Origin of the sequence: Nocardia sp. CC213A (assembly GCF_030766805.1) — a bacterium.
In the GTDB taxonomy this organism is placed as follows: domain Bacteria; phylum Actinomycetota; class Actinomycetes; order Mycobacteriales; family Mycobacteriaceae; genus Nocardia; species Nocardia otitidiscaviarum.
In genome coordinates this window covers 73,522-94,125 of sequence record NZ_JASFXA010000023.1, presented here as the reverse complement: position 1 = coordinate 94,125, position 20,604 = coordinate 73,522, and the positions used below count along the sequence as shown (strand labels likewise).

At 71.6% G+C, this 20,604-nt stretch carries 5 protein-coding genes; 3 read left to right on the top strand and 2 right to left on the bottom strand.

Annotation, left to right across the window (positions count from 1 at the left end):
- Positions 1–2: 2 nt before the first annotated feature.
- Entirely contained in the window at positions 3–16,337 is a 16,335-nt protein-coding gene (locus QJS31_RS31755; RefSeq protein WP_306358449.1) for a non-ribosomal peptide synthetase, read from the bottom strand.
- A gap of 354 nt (positions 16,338–16,691) precedes the next feature.
- On the opposite strand from QJS31_RS31755, the gene QJS31_RS31750 reads away from it, so the two are divergent.
- Positions 16,692–18,503, top strand: coding sequence for a 2Fe-2S iron-sulfur cluster-binding protein (locus QJS31_RS31750; protein ID WP_306358448.1), 1,812 nt, complete (start codon positions 16,692–16,694; stop codon positions 18,501–18,503).
- Positions 18,504–18,525: 22 nt separating this feature from the next.
- Positions 18,526–19,116: a PadR family transcriptional regulator gene (locus QJS31_RS31745; RefSeq protein WP_282785394.1), complete on the top strand. Its 591-nt coding sequence runs from the start codon at positions 18,526–18,528 to the stop codon at positions 19,114–19,116.
- Between the two features lie 15 nt (positions 19,117–19,131).
- On the opposite strand, the gene QJS31_RS31740 is transcribed toward QJS31_RS31745, so the two are convergent.
- Entirely contained in the window at positions 19,132–19,722 is a 591-nt protein-coding gene (locus tag QJS31_RS31740; protein WP_282785395.1) for a hypothetical protein, read from the bottom strand.
- A 76-nt stretch (positions 19,723–19,798) separates the two neighbouring features.
- Between QJS31_RS31740 and QJS31_RS31735 the strand changes: the two genes are divergently transcribed.
- Positions 19,799–20,392, top strand: coding sequence for a TetR/AcrR family transcriptional regulator (locus QJS31_RS31735; RefSeq protein WP_282785396.1), 594 nt, complete (start codon positions 19,799–19,801; stop codon positions 20,390–20,392).
- Positions 20,393–20,604 lie beyond the last annotated feature (212 nt).

Sequence of the window (20,604 nt, the reverse complement as noted above, 5' to 3'; positions counted from 1 at the left end):
GACTAGCGGGACCGGGCGTCGAGCGCCGCGGCGATGCGGCGGAGAGCGGCGTCGGTGGTCATCCGCCAGTGCGTGGTGGACACCGGGAGGTTGTGGATCGCCCCGGTGACCGCCGCCCGCCACGTCGCCGCGCCGCTGGTTCCGGTCGGATCGTCCAGCGCGGCGGTGAAGTAGACGACATCACCGGCGAAGGGGCGCGGACGATAGGCCGCGACCAGGGCCGCCGAGTCGAAGGCGGCGGTGACGACGCGTTCGATGCGGTCGGTGCCGAAGGAGCCGAACGGTTCCGGGAGCGTGCGCATGAGCTCGGCCAGCCGGGCCGGGTCCGGATCGTCGCCCGGCTCCAGGTCGGCGGCGCGCTCGCCCAACAGCCCGCCGAGCAGGTCCGCCACGGTGACGGACGTCCTTGCGGCACTGAGTGTTTCAGTGCCGGGTGTTTCGGCGCGGGACGGTTCGCCGGGTGTTTCGGCGCGGGACGGTTCGCCGGGTGTTTCGGCTGGCGTGTGGTGCAGGTGGCTGTCCATGACCGCGAGCAGCGCGACCTGCTCGCCCTCGTCCTGGAGCTGGACCGCCATGGCGTGGGCGAGTACACCGCCGAGCGACCAGCCCAGCAGATGATAGGGCCCGTCGGGCTGCACGGCGCGCAGCTGTTTGACGTACAGCCGCGCCCAATCCTCGATCGAATCGGGCAGGGGCGCGGTCGAACTGAGTGCGGGTGATTGCAGACCGTAGATCGGTCGGTCGGTGTGGGCCGCCAGGCCCGCGAACGACCAGGCGACGCCGGCGATGGGATGGACGCAGAACAGCGGTTCACGGCTGGGGTCGCCACCGTGCAGCGGCAGCAGGATATCGAAGGCGGCCTCGGCACCGGCACAGTCGGAGCCCCGGTTGCGCAACTGCGCGACGATGCCGGACGGGGTGGGCGTGGTGAACATCCACAGCACCGGAACCACCTCGGCCACGGCGGTACTCAGCCGGGCCACCAGGTCGGTGGCGAGCAGGGAGTTGCCGCCGAGCTCGAAGAAGTTGTCGTCCAGGCCGATGCGATCGCGGCCCAGCACATCGGCGAAGGTCTCGCAGACCGCGGTCTCCAGGGCCGTCACCGGGGCGCGGTGGGTGCGGGACGCGAATTCCGGTGCGGGCAGCGCGTTTCGGTCGAGTTTGCCGACCGAGGTCAGCGGCAGCCGATCGAGCACCACGACGGCGGCGGGCACCATATGCGCGGGCAGCGCCGCCGCGGCCCAGGCGAGCAGCCGCGCCGAGTCCGTCGCGCCGTCTCGGACTCCGACCACATACGACACCAGAACGGTTGCCCCGGCCGGGGTTTCCCGACCCACCGTGACCGCGGAGTCGACCTCCGGATGTGCGGCCAGTACGGCATCGATCTCGCCGAGTTCGATGCGGAAGCCGTTGATCTTGACCTGGAAGTCGGTGCGGCCCCTATGGTCGAGTTCACCGGCCGCCGTCCACGCCACCACATCGCCGGTGCGGTACATGCGTGCACCCGGCCGGAACGGATCGGCGACGAAGCGCTCGGCCGTCAGTCGCGCCCGGTCGACATAGCCGCGCGCCAGCTGCGCCCCGGCCAGATACAGCTCGCCGGGGACACCGACCGGCACCGGGCGCAGCCGTGCGTCCAGCACGTACACCCGGCTGTTCCACACCGGGGCGCCGATCGGAACCGACACGGTATCGGCCGCGGTGACGCGATGGCTGGTGATCGACACCGCCGTCTCGGTGGGACCGTAGAGGTTGGCCAGGGTCGACTGCGGTGCGGCGGCGACGCAGCGGTGCGCGAGTGCGGCGGGCAGCGTCTCGCCGATGGCCAGAATGCGGCGCAGGGAGCCGGGTAGCCGCCCGGTCAGCAGCGCCTCCAGCATGGACGGCACCGCATGCAGGGTGGTGACGCCCTCGCGGGCCATGAGGGCGGTGAGGTGGGCCGGGTCGCGGTGCCCGTCCGGCGCGGCGAGCACCAGACGGCCACCACAGGCGGCGGCGGACCAGAACTCCCACACCGACAGGTCGAAGGTCGCCGCCGTCTTCACCAGCACCGCGTCCGCCGCGGTCATCCCGAATTCCGCTGTCTTCCAGCGCAACTGGTTGACGATCGCGCCGTGGGTCACCACCACGCCCTTGGGACGGCCGGTGGAACCCGAGGTGAAGATGACATAGGCCGCATGGCCGGGTCGCACGGGCGCGCGCCGCTCGGCGGCCGTGATCGGGTCCGCGCTCGCCGTATCGCCGTCGAGCGCGTCCACGGTGACCACCGGTGCGGCGGCGGTGGCGAAACCGGTTGCGGCATCGGTCAGCACGCACACCGGTGCCGCCGTGGTCAGGATGTAGTCGGTGCGGGTGGCGGGCTGATCGGGATCCACGGGTACGTACGCGCCACCGGCGCGGCTGACCGCGTACATCGCGACCACCAGTCGCACGGAGCGCCGCATGGCCAGCGCGACCCGTGATTCCGGTCCGACGCCGAGCGAGATCAGGTGTCGCGCCAGCCGGTTCACCCGGGCGTCGAGATCGCGGTAGGTCCAGCGCTCACCGTCGGCGGCCACCACGGCGACCGCGTCGGGGGTGGCCGCGACCGCGGCGTCGAGCAGCGACACCAGCGTCTCGGTCGCATCCGTCGGATGCGCGGTGTCGCACGCCGAGCGCATCCGCGCCCGTTCCGCGGGCAGCAGCACATCGATGGCGTCGAGCCGCACGCGCGGATCGGCCACCACCGCGTCGAGCACCCGCAGGAAGCGGTCCGCGAAACCCCGTGCGGTCGATTCGTCGAACAGATCCGCGGCATAGGTGAGCGCGCCGCCGATGCCCGCGGGCGCGCCGTGCGCGTCGTAGACGTCGGCCAGGATCAGGTGCAGATCGAATTGGGACAGCTGCCGATCCGCCGACAGCGCGGTCACCCGCAGGCCGGGCAGCTCCATCGTCACCGGGGCCAGATTCTGGAAGGACAGGCCCACCTGGAACAGCGGATGCCGGGCGGTGGACCGGGCCGGATTCAGCACCTCGACCAGCCGCTCGAACGGCACATCGGCGTGTGCGAACGCTTGGATGTCGGTGTCGCGCTGCCGATCCAGCAGTTCGGTGAAATCCAGATCCGCCTCCACCCGGGTGCGGAAGACCAGGGTGTTGACGAACATGCCGATGAGATCGTCCAGTTCGGCCGCACCGCGCCCGGCGATGGGGGTGCCGACGGCGATGTCGTCGCTGCCCGACAGCCGGGACAGCAGGAGCGCGAACGCGGTGTGCACCACCATGAACAGTGTCGCGCCCCGCGTGCGCCCCATCTCCACCAGTGCCGCATGGGTGCTCGCGTCGATACCGAGTTCGACCCGTCCACCGGCGTACGACCGCACCGCCGGGCGCGGACGGTCCGCGGGCAGGTCCAGCTGATCCGGCAATCCGGCGAGTGCGTCGCGCCAGTAGGCGATCTGCCGGGCCGCCGGTGAGTCCGGATCCGCCTCGCTGCCGAGCAGGTCGCGCTGCCACAGCGCGTAATCGGCGTACTGCACGGGCAGCGGGTTCCATTCCGGTGCCCGGCCCGCGGCGCGAGCCGCGTAGGCCGCCACCAGATCCCGGGTGAGCGGCCCGCCCGAGTAGCCGTCACCGCTGATGTGGTGGACGACCAGGGCCAGCACGAATTCGTCGGTGTCCACTCGCCACAGCGCCGCCCGCAGCGGCACCCGCGCTGTCACGTCGAATGCGGTCGCCGCCAGGTCGGCGACTGCCGCGGCGACCTCGGCGGCGGGCAGCGCGCCCACCTCGAGCCGGGGTACGCCGCCGTCCTCGGGCGGCAGCACGACCTGCACCGGGCCATCGTCGTGGTGCGGGTAGACGGTGCGCAGAATCTCGTGGCGCAGCACCAGATCGGTGAACGCCCGCCGCATGGCCTCGATATCCACCGCGCCGCTGATGCGCAGCGCGACCGGGATGTTGTAGGCGGCGGATTCGGCGTCGAACCGGTTGAGGAACCACATCCGCCGCTGCGCGGGAGACAGCGGAATCCGTTCCGGCCGTGGACCCGACACCAGTGCGGGACGTGCCGGAGCGCCGCCGATCGCCGCCAGTTCGGACGCCAGGCCCGCGACGGTCGGCGCGGTGAACACCAGCCGCACCGGCACCGGCGCACCGGCCGCCGCGCCGAGCCGGGCGCTGACCCGGGTGGCGAGCAGCGAGTTGCCGCCCAATGCGAAGAAGTCGTCGTCCGCGCCGACTCGCTCGAGCCCGAGCACCTCGGCGAACACCTCCGCGACGGTCCGCTCGGGCACGGTCGCGGGCGCTCGGTACGCGCGCGGGTGGAAACTCGGTTCGGGCAACGCCTTTCGGTCGAGCTTGCCGACGGCGGTCAGGGGAAGCGCATCCAGCGCGACAATGGCAGCGGGCACCATGTACGACGGCAGGCGATCCGCCGCCCAGCGGGTCAGCTCCGCCGTATCGACGGCGTGGCCCACCACATAGGACACCAGGGACGCCGCGCCGTCGCCCTGCTCGCGTCCGATGGTCGCCGCGGCGCGCACCTCCGGATGCGCGGTGAGCACCGCGTCGATCTCGCCGAGTTCGATGCGGTATCCGCGAATCTTGACCTGGAAGTCGGTGCGGCCCACGTATTCCAGCGTGCCGCCGACCGCTCCGGCGGCCGGAACGCCGACCCAGCGCACCAGATCGCCGGTGCGGTACATGCGCTCGCCCGGCACACCCCAGGGGTGCGCGACGAATCGCTCGGCGGTGGTGGCGCGGCGGTTGTGATAGCCGCGCGCCAGGCCCGGACCGGCCAGATACAGTTCGCCCACCACACCCGGTGGCACCGGCCGCAGCCGGTCGTCGAGCACCGCGGCCCAGCCGGCGGGTATCGGACGGCCGATCGACACCGGTTCGCCCGCCCGCAGCGTGGTGTAGGTCGCGCCGATGGTGGCCTCGGTGGGGCCGTAGCCGTTGAGGAAGCGCCGCCCCGGCTGCCAGCGGGCCAGCAGGTCCCCGGTGGTGGCCTCGCCGCCCGCGGACACCACCGCGAGATCGTCGAGCCCGGTCGGGTCGACGGTGTCGAGCAGGGCGGGCGTGATGATGGTGTGCGTCACCCGCTCGGTGCGCAGCAGCTCGTGCAGTTCGGCGCCGCCGACCGTATCCGCCGGGGCGAGCACCAGGGTGGCGCCGCTGTAGCAGGCGGTGGCGATCTCCTCGAGCGATTGGTCGAAGCAGGGCGAACAGACGTGCAGCATGCGGGAATCGGGGTCGAGCCGCAGCAGTTCGGCGGAATGGCCGACGAGTGCGCCGAGCCCGGCGTGGGTGACGGTGACGCCCTTGGGGCGGCCCGTCGATCCGGAGGTGTAGATCACGTACGCCGCGTGGGAGGGACGCAGCGGCGCCCGGCGATCCGCGTCGGTCACCGCCGCCGGGGACCGATCCGCGCACACGGCGGGATCGTCGAGCGTCAGCCAGTCCACGGCGTCGGGCAGTGCGGGCAGCTGTTCGGTGAGCGTGATCCCCAGGGCGGCTTCGGAATCGGTCAGCATGAGCCGGATGCGCTCCACCGGATGGGTGGGGTCCAGCGGCAGATATGCGCCACCGGCCTTGGCGACCGCCCAGATGGCCGCCACCATGCGGTAGGAGCGCCGCAATGCCAGCGCCACCACGGTGTCGGGCCCCACGCCGCGCTCGATCAGCACCCGCGCCAGCCGGGAGGAGTGATCGTCCAGTTCTCCGTAGGTGTACGAGCGACCGCCCGCGCGTACGGCGACGCGATCTCGGCCGAATTCGGTTCCCCGAGTGAGCAGATCGGGCAGCGCGCCCACGGCGGTCGGCACCCCGCCGCCCATGCGGGTGAGGCGCTCGTACTCGTCGTCGACGAGCAGGGGCAGATCCGCCACCCGGGTGTCGGGCCGCTCGGCGACCGCCGCGAGCATCCGGACCACCCGCCGGGCGAAGACGGCCGCGCCGTCGGTGTCGAAGACCCGGGCGGCGAACGCCAGCTCACCCTGGCCGTCGGACGACATGCTCAGCGCCACATCGGCATGCGGGTCCGGTGGACGCTGGAAGGACAGCGCCACCCGGAACAGCGGCTGCCGGGCGGCGATCAGCGCGGCGACCTCGTCGAGCCCGATATCGGCGTGCTCGAACGCCGCCACCGCGTCGCGGTGCGCCCGGGGAAGCAGGTCTCGGAAGGGGGCGGCGTTGTCCACCCGCGTCCGCAGTACCAGTGCGGCGCGGTCACCGCCCGGCCGCGGGGCGCCCAGCGCGATATCGTCGACACCCGCCAGCCGCCCGATCGCCGCCGCCACGGCCGTGCGTACCACCGTGGTCCAGGCCACCCCGGTGCGGTCCGCGAGCCGGTGCAGGCCCTCCCGGACCGGGGCGGGGACCGAGAAGGTCACGCGCCCACGGGAATTCGGGCCAGCGGCCCGGTGCACCGGCAGTTCCGGTCGCTCGGGCAGTCCGGCCAGCGCGGTACGCCAGTAGCGGGAGCGCGAGATCGTATCGCCGGATTCGCGGTCGAGTTCCCGGGCGAAGGCGGCGGCCGTGCGGTCCGGGTCCGCGAGCAGCCCGGTCAGCACCCGGTGCAGGCGGTCTGCGACGGCCCGCGCCGTCGCGTCGGCGACCAGGTCGCGCCGGTACTTCACCCGCATCAGCGTGCGCTGTTCCAGGAAGACCAGCACCGTGATCGGATAGTGCGTGAAGTCCTCGGCCTCGATGTCCTCGATCCGCAGCCCGTCGATGGCCGCACCGGCCCGCCGCAGCCCCGCCACATCCACCGGGTAGGACTCGAAAACCAGCATGGTGTCGAACAATTCACCGCGTCCGACCGCGCGCTGAATGGCACCGAGCCCCAGGTGGTGATGGTCCAGCAGGGCGGCCTGCTCGGCCTGCACACCATCCATCAGCGACCGTGCGGTGGTCCCCGCGTCGAAGCGGACGCGCACCGGAATGGCGTCCACGAACAGGCCGATCATCTCGCCGATGCCGTCGAGCTGCGCGGGCCTGCCGGAGATGGTGGCCCCGAAGAGTACGTCCTCCCGACCGGTGCTGCCCGCGATGGTCAGCCCCCACGCCGTCTGGAGCACCGTATTGGCGGTCACCTCGGCCGCGGCGGCGTAGGCGGTGAGCGCGGCGGTCTGTTCGTTCGACAGCTCGACATCACAGCGCCCGAAACCGGTTCCGGTCGCGGCGGGCCAGGTCAGCTCGGGGGCGAGCAGGGTGGGTGAGGCGCCGGTCAGCGCCTCGGACCAGGCGCGCGCCGCGACCGGGCGATCCTGCTGGGCGAGCCAGCGCAGATAGTCGCGATACGGCCGGACCGGCGGCAGCGCCGCGGTGTCGCCGCCGGTCGCGTACAGCACCAGCAGCTCCCGCATGAGCAGTGGCATGGACCAGCCGTCGAGCAGGATGTGATGGCCGGTGAGCACGAGGTGGCGCGCCCCGGAATCGGTGGCGTACACCGTGAATCGCAGCAGGGGCGCGACCGCGGGATCGAAACTGCGGCGCTGCTCGGCGGCGATCAGCTCCGGCAGTTCGGCCGCGGTGACGCCCTCGACGACCCGCAGCGGCACCTCCAGGTCGTCCACCACCACCTGCACCGGGGTGCCGTCCGCGGCGGCGACGAAGGCGGAACGCAGATTCGCATGCCGGTCCAGCATGGCGCGCGCGGCGCGGCGCAGCCGGGGAGTGTCCAGATCTCCGGTGAGGCGCACGGCGAGCTGGATGATGTAGGCGTCGACGGAGCCGTCGAGCAATTCCATGAGCACCCGCAGCGAATCCTGCAGCGGCGCCAGCGGCAGCACGTCCGACAGGCCCGGATGGTCGGCGTGCCAGCGGTCCAGCTCGGCCTGGGACACCCGTACCAGCGGGACGTCGGACGGGGTGAGCCCACCGGCCGCGCGGTCGCGCGCATGCTCGGCCAGCGTGGTGAGCGCGGCGACGAAGTCGGCGGCCAGTTCGGTCACCGCGGCCTCGTCGAGAATGCCGCCCGCATAACCGAATCCGAGTTCGAGCCGGGGACCGTCGGGTGTCTCTGCGGTGATCGCGTTGATGTCGACGACGGTGCCCAGCGGCACGGCGGGGTCGTAGTCGACCTCGAGGTCGCCCAGCGCGGCGGTCGGCATCCAGTCGTGCGCGACGGCGTCGGCGGATACGCCCGTGCGGCCCAGATAGTTGAAGCCGAGCTGGCCGATATCCCCGGTGAGCCGGTCGGCGGCGGTGCGTTCGAGGTGACGCAGCAGGCCGAAGCCCATCCCTTTGTCGGGCACCGCGAGCAGCTGTTCCTTGACGGATTTGATCACCGCTCCCGGATCGGTGTCCGGCAGCCCGGTCAGGTCGATCGCCACCGGATGCACGCTGGTGAACCAGCCCAGGGTGCGGTTCAGGTCCGCGCCCGGCACCACGGTTTCCTCGCGCCCGTGGCCCTCCAGCCGGATTCGGGTGACCGGGGCCGCGATGCCGCGCCGGGATCGCCAGGCGCGCACCGCCATGGCCAGCGCCGCCAGCAGCCCGTCATTGACGCCGCCGCGATAGCGGGCGGGCAGGGTGGTCAGGATCGACTCGGTGATCTCCGCCGGTACCGGCACCGTGACCGACCGCAGCGTGGCCTGCGTGTCGACGGTGGGATCGAGTGCCCGCGCGCCCAGCGGCGGGTCCGGGGTGGCCAGCACCCCCAGCCAGTAGTCGATTTCGCCGATGCGGTCGCGGGCCGCGTCCACCAGGCCGTGCGCCCAGCGACGGAAGGACGTACCGGTCGGCGGCAGCGCGATCGGCCGCCCGGCCGCATACTGCGCCCAGGCCGTGGCCAGGTCCGGAATGAGGATGCGCCACGACACGCCGTCGATCACATAGTGGTGCGCGGCGATGACGAGCACGTCGGCGGCGTCGGGGCGGCGCAGCCACACGCAGGCGAGCATCCGGCCGGTGGCGGGGGCCAGCGCCGCCAGGGCGGAATCGACCGCGGCACCGCCGATCCGGGCGAGTTCCGCGCGGTCGACGCCCGGGGGCACCGCCGTGTCCGTGATCAGCGTTTCGGCGTCGACGGCGGGGCGGGGCAGCGTCTCGAACCGCCAGCGGTCCGCGTCCCGCCATACCCGGGAGCGCAGGATCTCGTGTCGGTCCAGCACCGCGTCCAGCGTGGCGACCAGTCCGGCGCGGTCGATGCCCTCCGGCAGCGCCAGCACCATGGTCTGCGCGAATCGGTCGGCGGAACCGGTGGCCAGGAATTCCGCGAGCACCGGGGTCAGCGGGATCTCACCCACGCCCCCGCCGGGTAGCTCCGCCAGTGCCGGTGGTGCCGCATCGCATCCCACGCTCGCCACCCGGGCCAGGGCGGCCACGGTGCGCTGTTCGAATACGTCCCGGGCGGTGAAGACGATGCCCGCAGCCTTGGCCCGCGACACCAGCTGGATGGACATGATGCTGTCGCCGCCGATGGCGAAGAAGGACTCGTCCACGCCGACCGACGCGACACCGAGCACCTGGGCGAACAATTCGGCCAGCCGGGTCTCGACCGGTCCCCGGGGCGCGCGCGTCACCGCCGTCGCGAACACCGGTTCCGGCAGGGCGCGGTGATCGAGTTTGCCGTGGGCGGTCAGCGGCACCTCGTCGATCACCAGCACCGCGGCGGGCACCATATGCGCGGGCAGCACAGCCGCGGCATGGGTGGTGAGGGCGGCGGTGTCGACCGTGCGGCCCGGTGCCGCGCGGACATACGACACCAGTGCGGTGGCTCCCGACGGCAGCGTCCGGCCCAGGGTGACCGCGAAGTCGATATCGGCGTGCGCGGTGAGCACCGCGTCGATCTCACCGAGTTCCACCCGGAAGCCGCGCACCTTGACCTGGGTGTCGGTGCGGCCGACGTAGTCGAGCAGCCAGCGCACCGCGGGATCGGCGACATTCCCGGCGCGTTCGTGCGGCGCGGCGTACCAGCGCACCACGTCACCGGTGCGGTACATGCGCGCGCCCGGTTCGCCCCACGGATCGGCGAGGAAGCGGGCGGCGGTCGCCCCGGGCCGGTTGCGATAGCCACGGGCCAGACCGCCGCCCGCCAGATACAGCTCACCCGCGACGCCCGGCGGAACGGGCCGCAGGCGGGCGTCGAGCACCAGCGCGGACATGCCGCGCACCGGCTCGCCGATCGTAATGCGCTGTCCCGGTTCCAGTTCCGCGTAGGAGGAGATGATGGTGGTCTCGGTCGGGCCGTAACCGTTCAGGTAGCGCCGCCCCGGCTGCCAGCGGGCCAGCAGTTCTGGGGTCGTCACATCGCCGCCCACCGACAGCACCGCCAGCGCGTCCAGTCCGGCCGGATCGACGGTGCCCAGGACGGCGGGGGTGATGATGGCGTGGGTGACCGCCTCGGTGCGCAGCAGCTCGGCCAGCTCGGTGCCACCGATGATCTCCGGCGGCGTGATGACCAGCGTCGCGCCCACCGACAGCGCGCACAGCCACTCCAGGACCGACGGATCGAAGCTCGGTGAGCAGATGTGCAGGAAGCGGTGGTGCGGTTCCAGCTCGTAGCGCCGCACCGCCTCGTCGAGCAGACCGCCCAGACCCGTATGGGTGACGGTGACGCCCTTGGGCAGGCCCGTCGAACCCGAGGTGTAGATGACGTAGGCGGGATTGTGCATGCGCAGTGGCGCACGGCGATCGGCGTCGGAGACCGCGTCGCCGGACCGCGCCGCGCGGTCCCGCTCGATGTCCGGATCGTCGAGCAGCAGCCAGGGGATGTCACCGGGCAGCCGGTCGGCGTACTCGGTGGTGGTAATGCCCAGTGCCGCACCGGAATCGGTCACCATGTGCCGCATGCGCTCGACCGGATGGGCCGGGTCGATCGGGACGTGCGCGCCACCGGCCTTGGCGACGGCGAGCACGGCGAGCACCATCTCGGAGGAGCGCGGCAGCGCCACGGCGACCAACTGCTCCGGGCCGACGCCGCGGTCGATCAGCAGGCGCGCCAATCGCGAACTGGCGGAGTCGAGTTCGCCGTAATCGAGGGAGCGGCCCCGGTAGCGCACCGCCACCCGGTCCGCGCCCAGCGCCAGCCCGCGGGTGAGCAGGTCCGGCAGCAGACCGGTGGCCATGACGGCGTCGGGGGCCACCGCGGTCAGCAGGGCCAGTTCGTCGGCCGCCAGCAGCGGCAGATCGCCGACCGGTCGCGACGGCTCCCGGAGGGCGGCGCGGAGCAGGCGTCGGAAGCGACGCGCGAACACCTCGACGGTGGGCCGGTCGAACAGCTCCGGCGCATAACCGAATTCGACGGTGCTGCCGCGCTCGGGCAGCCGCAGCGTCAACTCGCAGGAGCGGTCGGGGAGCGCGGGTCCGGCGGACACCATGGTCCGCACGGGACCGTCGAAGGGCAGGTCCGCGTGCGCGAAGGCTTGCCGGGCACTGTCGTCGGCGTGGGCGACGAGCCGTTCGAAACCGTCGTCACCGGGAACGGCGGTCCGCAGCAACACGATATCGTCCGAATTCACGGCGCTCGGAGCGCCGATGGCGATATCGGTAGCGCCCGACAGCCGGGCGAGCAGCACCGCGAAGGCGGCGTGCGCGACGGTGAATACGGTGGTGTCTCGGGACCGCGCGAAATCCGGGAGCAGCTGCCGTATTTCGGCGTCGAGGTCGATCTCCAGCCGTGCGGCGGCGGTGGTGCCCGCGGCGGTGCGCGGCCGATCCACCGGCAGATTCAACTCCTCGGGCGGCTCGGCGAGCGCCGACCGCCAGTAGCGGGCGTGGGCGATCATATCGCCGCCGGCGTCGAGCCGCGCCGCCAGCTGTGCGGGCGTGCGCTCGGGTGCCGCCACGAATTCCCCGACCAGTGACCGCAATCGGTCCGCCAGCGCCTGCGCGCACGCGGCCGTGACGGTATCGCGGCGGTACTGCACCGCGATGCGCACCCGCGCTCCCACCTCGACCTCGACGGCCACCGGATAGTGCGTGAAGTTCACCGCCCGGAGGCCGTCGATCTCCAGGCCGTCGATGGTGCCGTACGCCTGCCGCAGTCCGTCCGCGTCCACCGGATAGGACTCGAAGGCCAGCAGCGAGTCGAACAGCTCGCCCGCACCCGCGGTGCGCTGAATCTCGTTGAGGCCCATGTGATGTGCGTCGAGCAGTGCGACCTGTTCGTGCTGGAGTCTGGTCAGCAGATGCCGTACCGGTTCGTCGGCGTCGAAGCGCACCCGCACCGGAATGGTGTTCGCGAACAGGCCGACCATATCGTCGACGCCGTCGAGTTGGGGCGGCCGTCCGGACACCACCGCGCCGAAGACCACGTCGTCGCGTCCCACACAGCTCGCCAGCACCAGCCCCCAGGCCGCCTGCACCACCGTGTTCACGGTGACCTCGGCGGCCGCGGCCGCGTCGAGCAGGGCGGCGGTGTCGGTTTCGGTCAGATCGGCGGTACACACCCCGTGTCCGGCATCCGGTTCCGCGGGTCCGGTGAGGACCGTGCTCACCCGGGTCGGCGACACGCCTTCCAGCGCGCTGCGCCACGCCTGGGTGGCGGCGTCCCGATCGCGGCGCGCCAGCCACGCGAGATAGTCGCGATACGGGCGCACCGGCGGCAGCACCGTCGAATCACCGTGCGCGGCATAGGAAAGCAGTAGTTCCTTCATGAGCAGTGGCATGGACCAGCCGTCCAGCAGCAGATGGTGCGCGGTCAACACCAGATGGGTGCGCCCGGAATCGGTGCGGTACACCGTGAACCGCAGCAGCGGGGGAACCGTGAGATCGAATCCGCGCCGCTGCTCGGCGGACAGCAGCGCCGCCGGATCGGTGTCGGGACCGTCGAGCACGCACCACGGCACCGCCACGCCCTCGGCCACCAGTTGCACCGGGGTGCCGTCGGCGGTGGTGACGAAGGCCGTGCGCAGCACCGCGTGCCGGTCGAGCATGCCCTGCGCGGCCCGCCGCAGCCGCTCCAGATCGACCGCGCCGGACAGTTCCATGGCCCACTGGAGCAGATACGGATCGGCCTCGGCCTCCGACACCTGGGTGAGGAACAGCAGTCCGAGCTGGAGCGGGGACAGCGGCAGCACGTCCACCAGCCCCGGATAGGCGGTCTGCCAGTGCTCGAGCTCGCCCTGGCGGACCCGCACCAGCGGGACATCGGACGGGGTCAGGCCACCGGCCGTCGGATCGTGCGCGTGATCGGCGAGGACGGTCAGCGCCGCCACCCAGTCCGCGGCCAGCTCGCGCACGGCCCCCTCGTCGAGGATCTCGGCGGCGTAGGCGAACGACGCGGACAGCCGCGCACCGGTCTCACCCTCGGCCACCACCGCGTTGACATCCACCACCGCGGGTGCGGGCATGGTCGGATCCTGTTGCGCGCGGGGCTCACCCCAGTCGGCGGTGGGTAGCCAACCGCCGTCGGCCAGGGCATCGGGGATATCGCCCGCCGAAACGCGGCCGAGATAGTTGAAGCCGACCTGCCCCAGGTCACCGGCGAGTCGCGTCCCGGCGTCCGGGTGCAGATACCGCAGGATGCCGAAGCCGATGCCGTGGTCGGGCACCGCGGTGAGCTGCTCCTTGACCGCCTTCAGCAGCGCCGCGGTCGCGGTTCCACCCTGCCACGCGGCCTCGGTGTCGATGCCGGACAGATCCAGCGCCACCGGATACATGCTCGTGAACCAGCCGACCGTGCGCGTCAGGTCGGCGCCGGGCACTACCTGCTCCTCGCGGCCGTGTCCCTCGAGTCGGATACGCGTTGCCGCGCTGTCGATTCCACGCCGGGCGCGCCACGTGCGCACCGCCAGCGCCAGTGCCGCCAGCAGACCGTCGTCGACGCCGCCCCGGTAGCGGGTGCGCAGGTCGGTCAGCACCGCGTGGGTGACGGCGGGCGGCAGTTCGACACTGAACTGCCGGACGGTCGCCGCGGTGTCGACGCGCGGGTCCAGCGGCCGGGTGCCGAGCGGGGGATCGGCGATCGCCAGGGTTCGCAGCCAGTGATCGAGTTCGTCGGCGCGGGTGGCCGCGACCTCGGCCAGGCCGTGCGCCCAACGCCGGAAGGAGGTGCCGACCGGGGGCAGGGCGATCGTCCGGCCCGCCGTGTGCTGCGCCCAGGCGGTGACCAGGTCCGATATCAGGATGCGCCACGAAACACCGTCGATCACATAGTGATTGGCGGCGAGCACGAGTGCGTCGGGGCCGTCCGGGCGGGACAGCCAGACGCAGGCGATCATCCGACCGGTGGCCGGGTCGAGGGTGTCCAGCGCGGAGTCCAGTGCGGCACCGGCGATCTCGCTCAACTCGTCGACCGTGCGGTCGGCGGGGGCGTCCACGCGGGTGAGCAGGTCGCCCGCAGCCATCGCACCGGGCGGCAGGGCGCGCAGTTCCCAGCGGCCGTCCACGCACCGCACCCGGGCACGCAACATGTCGTGGTGGTCCAGGACCGCGGTCAGCACGGCGACCAGTCCGGCCCGGTCCACCCGTTCGGGCAGGGCGAGCACCAGTTGCTGGGTGAACCGGCCGTATGAGCGGCCGTCGGCCAGATGCGCCGCGAGCACCGGGGTCAGCGGCATGTCGCCGACACCGCCGCCGGGCAGTTCCGCGAGTGCCGGCACCGCGTCCGCGCCCACCACCGCGACCCGCGCCAACGCGGCGACGGTGCGATGTTCGAACACATCGCGCGGCGTGAAGACGATACCGGCCGCGCGTGCCCGCGACACCAGCTGGATCGAGAGGATACTGTCACCGCCCACGGCGAAGAACGAGTCCTCCGCGCCGACCCGCACCCCGAGCACCTGGGTGAACAGTTCGGCGATGCTGGTCTCCAACGGCCCCACCGGATCTCGGGACACCGTCGTCTCGAACACCGGTTCCGGCAGCGCCCGCCGGTCCAATTTGCCGTTGGGGGTCAGCGGAATCGAGTCGAGCGTGATGACGGCCGACGGCACCATGTGGCCCGGCAGCGACGCGCCCGCGAAGGCGGTGAGCTCGCCCGTGTCCACGGCGACGCCCGCGCGCGGCAGCACATACGACACCAGCACCGTCGCCCCGGACGGGGCGCGGGTGCCCATCGTGGTCGCGAAGTCGATATCGGGGTGCGCGGTGAGCGCGGCGTCGATCTCGCCCAGTTCGACCCGGAAACCGCGGATCTTCACCTGGAAATCCGAGCGGCCCACGTACTCGAGCGCGCCGTCCGCGCGGCGGCGCACCAGATCTCCGGTGCGGTACATCCGTGCGCCCGCCCCGGCGAACGGTCCGGCCACGAACCGCTCGGCCGTCAGCCCCGGCCGTCCGAGATACCCCTGCGCCAGTGCGGGGCCGGACAGGTAGAGCTCACCGACAACGTCGTCGGGTACCGGACGCAGCCGCGAATCCAGCACCGCCGCACCGATACCCGGGAGCGCCGTGCCGATGGTGACGGGCTCGTCCGCGGTGAGCGCCGCGCTGCTGGTCGCGAGCACCGTCGCCTCGGTGGGGCCGTAGCCGTTGCAGAACGACCGCCCGGCCGCCCACCGGCGTACCAGGGTCGGTCCGAACGCGTCACCGGCCACCACCACGACCCGCAGCTCGTCCAGTCCGGCCGGATCGACCGTCTCCAGCGCCGCCGGGGTGATGAGCATATGGGTCACCCGCGCGCTCCGCAGCAGCCGGGCGAGATCGTCGCCGCCGAAGGCGGTCGGGGGCGCGATCACCAGGGTCGCGCCGGTGCTGAACGCGAGCAGCAATTCCAGTACGGAGACATCGAAGTTCGGGGAGCAGACGTGCAGCACCCGGGCGTGGGCGTCCACGCGATAGCGTTCCCGCGCGGCCGCCACCAGTGGCGCGAGACCGGTGTGGGTCACCACGACGCCCTTCGGGCGACCGGTGGAGCCCGAGGTGTAGATGACGTAGGCCGGATGCCGTTCGGTCAGGGTGCGCACCCGGTCCACATAGGAGACCGGATGTGCGGGCTGCCGTGCGATCCGCTCCCGCTGCGCCGGATCATCCAGTTCGAGCCAGTCGATCGCGGTATCGAGTCCGGTCGGCAGCGTCCCGGTCACCCCGAGCACCGCACCCGAGTCCGCCACGATGAACGCGGCGCGCTCCGGCGGCAGCGTCGGATCGACCGGCACGTACGCGGCGCCGGTCTTGGCGACGGCCCAGACCGCCAGCACCGATTCGACCGAGCGGGTGAACCCGATGGCGACCACGTCGCCCGGCCCGACGCCCCGGGCGATCAGCTCCCGTGCCAGCCGCGACGACGACGCGTCCAGCTCCTGATAGCTGATCTCCCGCCGCGCGCCGACCTCCCCGGTCGGATCATAGCTGATGGCAATGGAATCCGACGCGCTCTCGATCGCGCTGGTGAGCAGCTGTACGAACAGCGGGCTGCTGGACCGGCGGCGGCTGCGTTCTCGAACGGTGCGACGAACCCTGTCCATTCGAGTACTGCAATCCTCTCGCGTCGAGCCCGTGGTGTGTAGATACCGACGGACCCGGCCGTGAGTGACCGGGAAGACATCGATTCTGGGGGCATTCGGGGACATATCAGACCACAGGTTGCCCAGCCGTGCGCACTCACCCGCTTTCTTCGCAGGCCGGGACGGTCGAGGGTTGCCGATCCGTAGCCATTCGCCGAGCCGTAAACGATCTCGAGCCCCGATAGCTCATGGCTATTCCGGATTGATAGCCATAAGGGTGGGGGTGCGAAGTCGGGGTGATCCCGGATGTGTCGCGCGGGCGTCGCTCGCACACTCGAATAGTCGATATCGACTGATCCAGGAACGAGGTACCCGATGTCGGTCGGAAAATCCGCCGAGCCCCGCACCGCGGCCGCAGCGCGGCCCGCCCGTGCGCTGCTGATCGCCTTCTGCTGCGCCGCCCTGCTCGCGCTGGTGGTGCCGCCGGTATTCCCGCCCTACCTGCCGATGGTGCACCGCCCGCTGTGGGTGGTGCTCGCCGTGCTGAGCGCCGGGCTGGCGCTGTGGCTCACCGTGCGGCCCGCGCCGTCGCGGCCGGTGACGCTCGCGCTCGGCTGGTCGCTGGTGGTTCTCGCGCTGGCGCAGGCATTCGCGGTGGGCGATCTGATCGCCATGTTCGGTACCTGGCTGGTGGTGCCCGCGCTGGCGCTGCTGGCGGGGCGGGTGCGCCCGCGCACCCGGAAAGCGCTGGTGGCCGCGCACGTGGTTGCCGCGGCGTGCTGGGTCGGTGTCGCGGTGGCGATCTCGGCCATGGCCTTCGTCGCGCTGACGGCGGCCGATATCGAAACCAGCCGGGTGGCCTACGAATTGATGGCCGCCTTCGACATCACCCTGCTGCCCTGGTGTAATTTCGCCACCTTCCTCACCGGTCTCGCCCTGGGGATCACCACGCCGTGGGGTGTGATCCGGTACTACTGGCTGGCGGCCAAGCTCGTGATCGCGGTCGCGATCCTGGTGATGGCGTTCGGATTCCTGCACAACGCCCTGGAGACCGCGGCGGCGCAGGCCGCGGTGCTGGCCGATACCGGCGGCACCCCGGCGGATCTCACCGCGGCGGCCGATGTGGCGCTGTGGGGGTTCGCCGCGTCGGCCGTGAGTCTGATCGGCGCGGTGCTGCTGTCGCTGTACAAGCCGGGCGGCACCACGCCATGGGGTCGAAAGTCGGTGACGGGCAAGCGAGTTCGGCAGCCTGTGCACGCGGCCGTGGTGGCCGGTACCCGGATGGTCGCGGACGGCACTGTCGACCTCACGCTGCGCGCCGCGGATGACGATGGCCTGCCGCCCTGGGAGCCCGGCGCGCATATCGACGTGGTGCTGCCGTCGGGGCGGGTGCGGCAGTTCTCGCTGCACGGCGACCCCGCCGACACCGGGTGCTACCGCATCGCGGTGCTGAAGGAACCGCGAGGCCGGGGCGGTTCGCTCGAGATCCACCAACTGCGTGTCGGCGACCGCGTCGGAATCCGTGGACCGCGCAACAACTTTCCGCTCGTCGACGCTCCGTCCTATCTGTTCGTCGCGGGTGGGATCGGGATCGCCCCCTTCCTGCCCATGATCCGGCGCCTGCAGGCCCGGGGCGCGGACTGGCGACTGGTGTATCGCGGTCGATCCCTGGCGACCATGGCCTTCGCGCCGGAGTTGCGGCACCGGTACCCGGAGCGGGTGACGCTGCTGCCCGCCGACACCCGGGCTCGCCCGGATATCGCGGCACTGCTGCGGGACACCGCGCCCGGCGTCGCGGTGTACTGCTGCGGCCCCACCGAACTGCTCGACGCCGTCACCGCGACCATGGCGGCGGCCTGCCCGCACGGCTCACTCCACCTGGAGCGCTTCGCGGCCAGTGCGCGCGCCGGCGTCGAGAACACGGCCTTCGACGCCGAACTGCGCCGCACGGGGGTGGTGGTGCGGGTGCCGGAGGATCGGACGCTGCTCTCGGTCCTGCGGGATGTCGATCCGGCGGTCGACCTGTCGTGTGAGGACGGCGTCTGCGGCAGCTGCGTCACCCGGGTGCTGGCCGGACGGCCGGACCATCGCGACGATGTGCTGGGCCCGGGCGAACGCCAGCGCACCGATATCATCTACCCCTGCGTATCGCGAGCGCACGGGCAGCGCATCGTGCTCGACATCTAGGACGGGCGAGAGGAGGTACCGGGTGGCGAACCGGGATCCGCTGCGTAACTGGCTCGCCCTGACCGTGCTCGCGTACCTCCTCGAAAGGCCCATGCATCCTTATGAATTGGGCAAACTGCTGAAGGATCGCAATGCCGCCCGCAGTATGGACTACAAGCACGCTTCGGTGTACATGGTCGTCGAACAGCTGGTTCGCGTCGGCTATGTCGAAGCCCAGCGCACCGAACGGCAGGGCCAGCGGCCCGAACGCACCGTCTACCGGCACACCGAGGCCGGGCGGGTCGCACTGCGGGAGCGGATGCGGGAGCTGGTGGCCTTGCCCGCCAAGGAGTATTCGCATTTCCAGGCCGCGCTCTCGCTGATCGTCGTGCTGCCGCCGGACGAACTCCCCGACCTCCTCGACCGTCGCCGTCGCGCGCTGAACGACGCGGCCGCCGAACTGCGAACGACCGTGCGGGCGGCCGAGGGCGTCGATCCCATCTTTCTCATCGAGTGCGACTACCGCCTGGAACTCATCGAGGCCGAACTCCGCTTCATCACCCGCTTCGACGAGCACCTGCGCCGCGACTCCCGTTCGCTGGGCGAGTTCTGGCACGATCTACACGAACGCTGACGGTGTCGCGCGGGTTCAGGCGTTGCTGCCGACCCGATCTCGATCGGTCGGTTCCCGGTGTCCGCGCCCGGATTCCCACAGTGGTCCGAAGACGAACCACAGCCCGGCGACCACCCAGACGCGGCCGATCCACCAGATGAGGGTCTGATCCTGCTCCGGCGAGGCGATGAACAGGACGAGGAGCCCCAGGGTCGCGGAGCTGATGGTCGCGGCGTTCACCACCCGCAGCCACTCCTGCCAGAGGTATCGGCGGCGAGCCGGGCCGGATTTCGGTGCCCGCACCGGCGGCGGGCCGCCCGCGAAGCGGTGGGCGAAGCGGGCGTCGGCCCAGCGCACCAGCGTCGGACCGAAGGCCACCGAGAAGCCGAGGTAGACACCGGCCAGCCCGTGGGTGGCATCGGCGACCGCGCCGCGATGCAGATCGATGGCGGTGGCGACCACCAGCACCACATCCAGCAGCGGAATGCCCAGCAGCACAGCGGTACTCAGCCGCCGCAGGCGCGCGAGATAACGCAGTGCCAAGCCCAGCCCGAGCAGCACCCACAGGCCGACCTCGCAGCCCAGGATGACTCCGGCGATGGGGTGTTCCCCCAGTAGTTCGAACATCGCGCGACCCCTCGTATTAGCTCAACCGTGCTAGAACAGGACTTCAATCTAGCACAGTTGAGCTAATATGGAATCCGTGCCGAAGACCATCGACCAGAACCAGCGCAGAGCCGAGGTGGCCGCCGCCGTCTGGCGGCTCATCGTGGACAGCGGCGTCAGTGCCGTATCCCTGCGCACGGTCGCCGCGGAGGCGGGCATCGTGCTCGGATCGCTGCGGCACAGCTTCCCCACCAAGGCCGATCTGCTCGCCTACTCGATGGAGTTGGTCCACACCAACGCCGAGCGGCGGGTGCGCGGCCACGCGGGCGTGACCGATCCCGTGGACATGGTCACCGCCATGCTGCTCGAACTGCTGCCCGCCGACGACACGCGCCGCACCGAGATGCGCGTCAATGTCGCGCTCATCGCCGAATCCCCGGCCCATCCGCGACTCGCCGAACTCGCCGAGCGATCCCAGCGCGCCATCGCCACCCTCTGCCGCCAGCTGTGCCACCACCTCGCCGAGACCGGCCACCTGCACGCCACCCGCGACCCCGACACCGAGGCCGCCCGCCTGCACGCGTACATCGACGGCATCGCCCTGCACGAACTCGTCACCCCCACCGATGCCGCACGCATCGAAGCGACCGTGCGCGCCTACCTGAAAGACCTTGCGGGACCGAGGCGTTGACGCTCGGAGACGTCGATGATCGGATGCGGTGGATAAGCGGATGCGTCGACGCCCGGACGCTTGACAGCCGGCTGCGTCGACGCGCGGCTGCGTCGACCGCCGAGCCATTGGCGTGCCGAGCCATTGACGTGCCGAGCCATTGACGCGCCCAGCCATTGACGCGCCCAGCCAATGACGCGCGAAGCTGCTGATGTCCGGAGCTGCCGACTTCC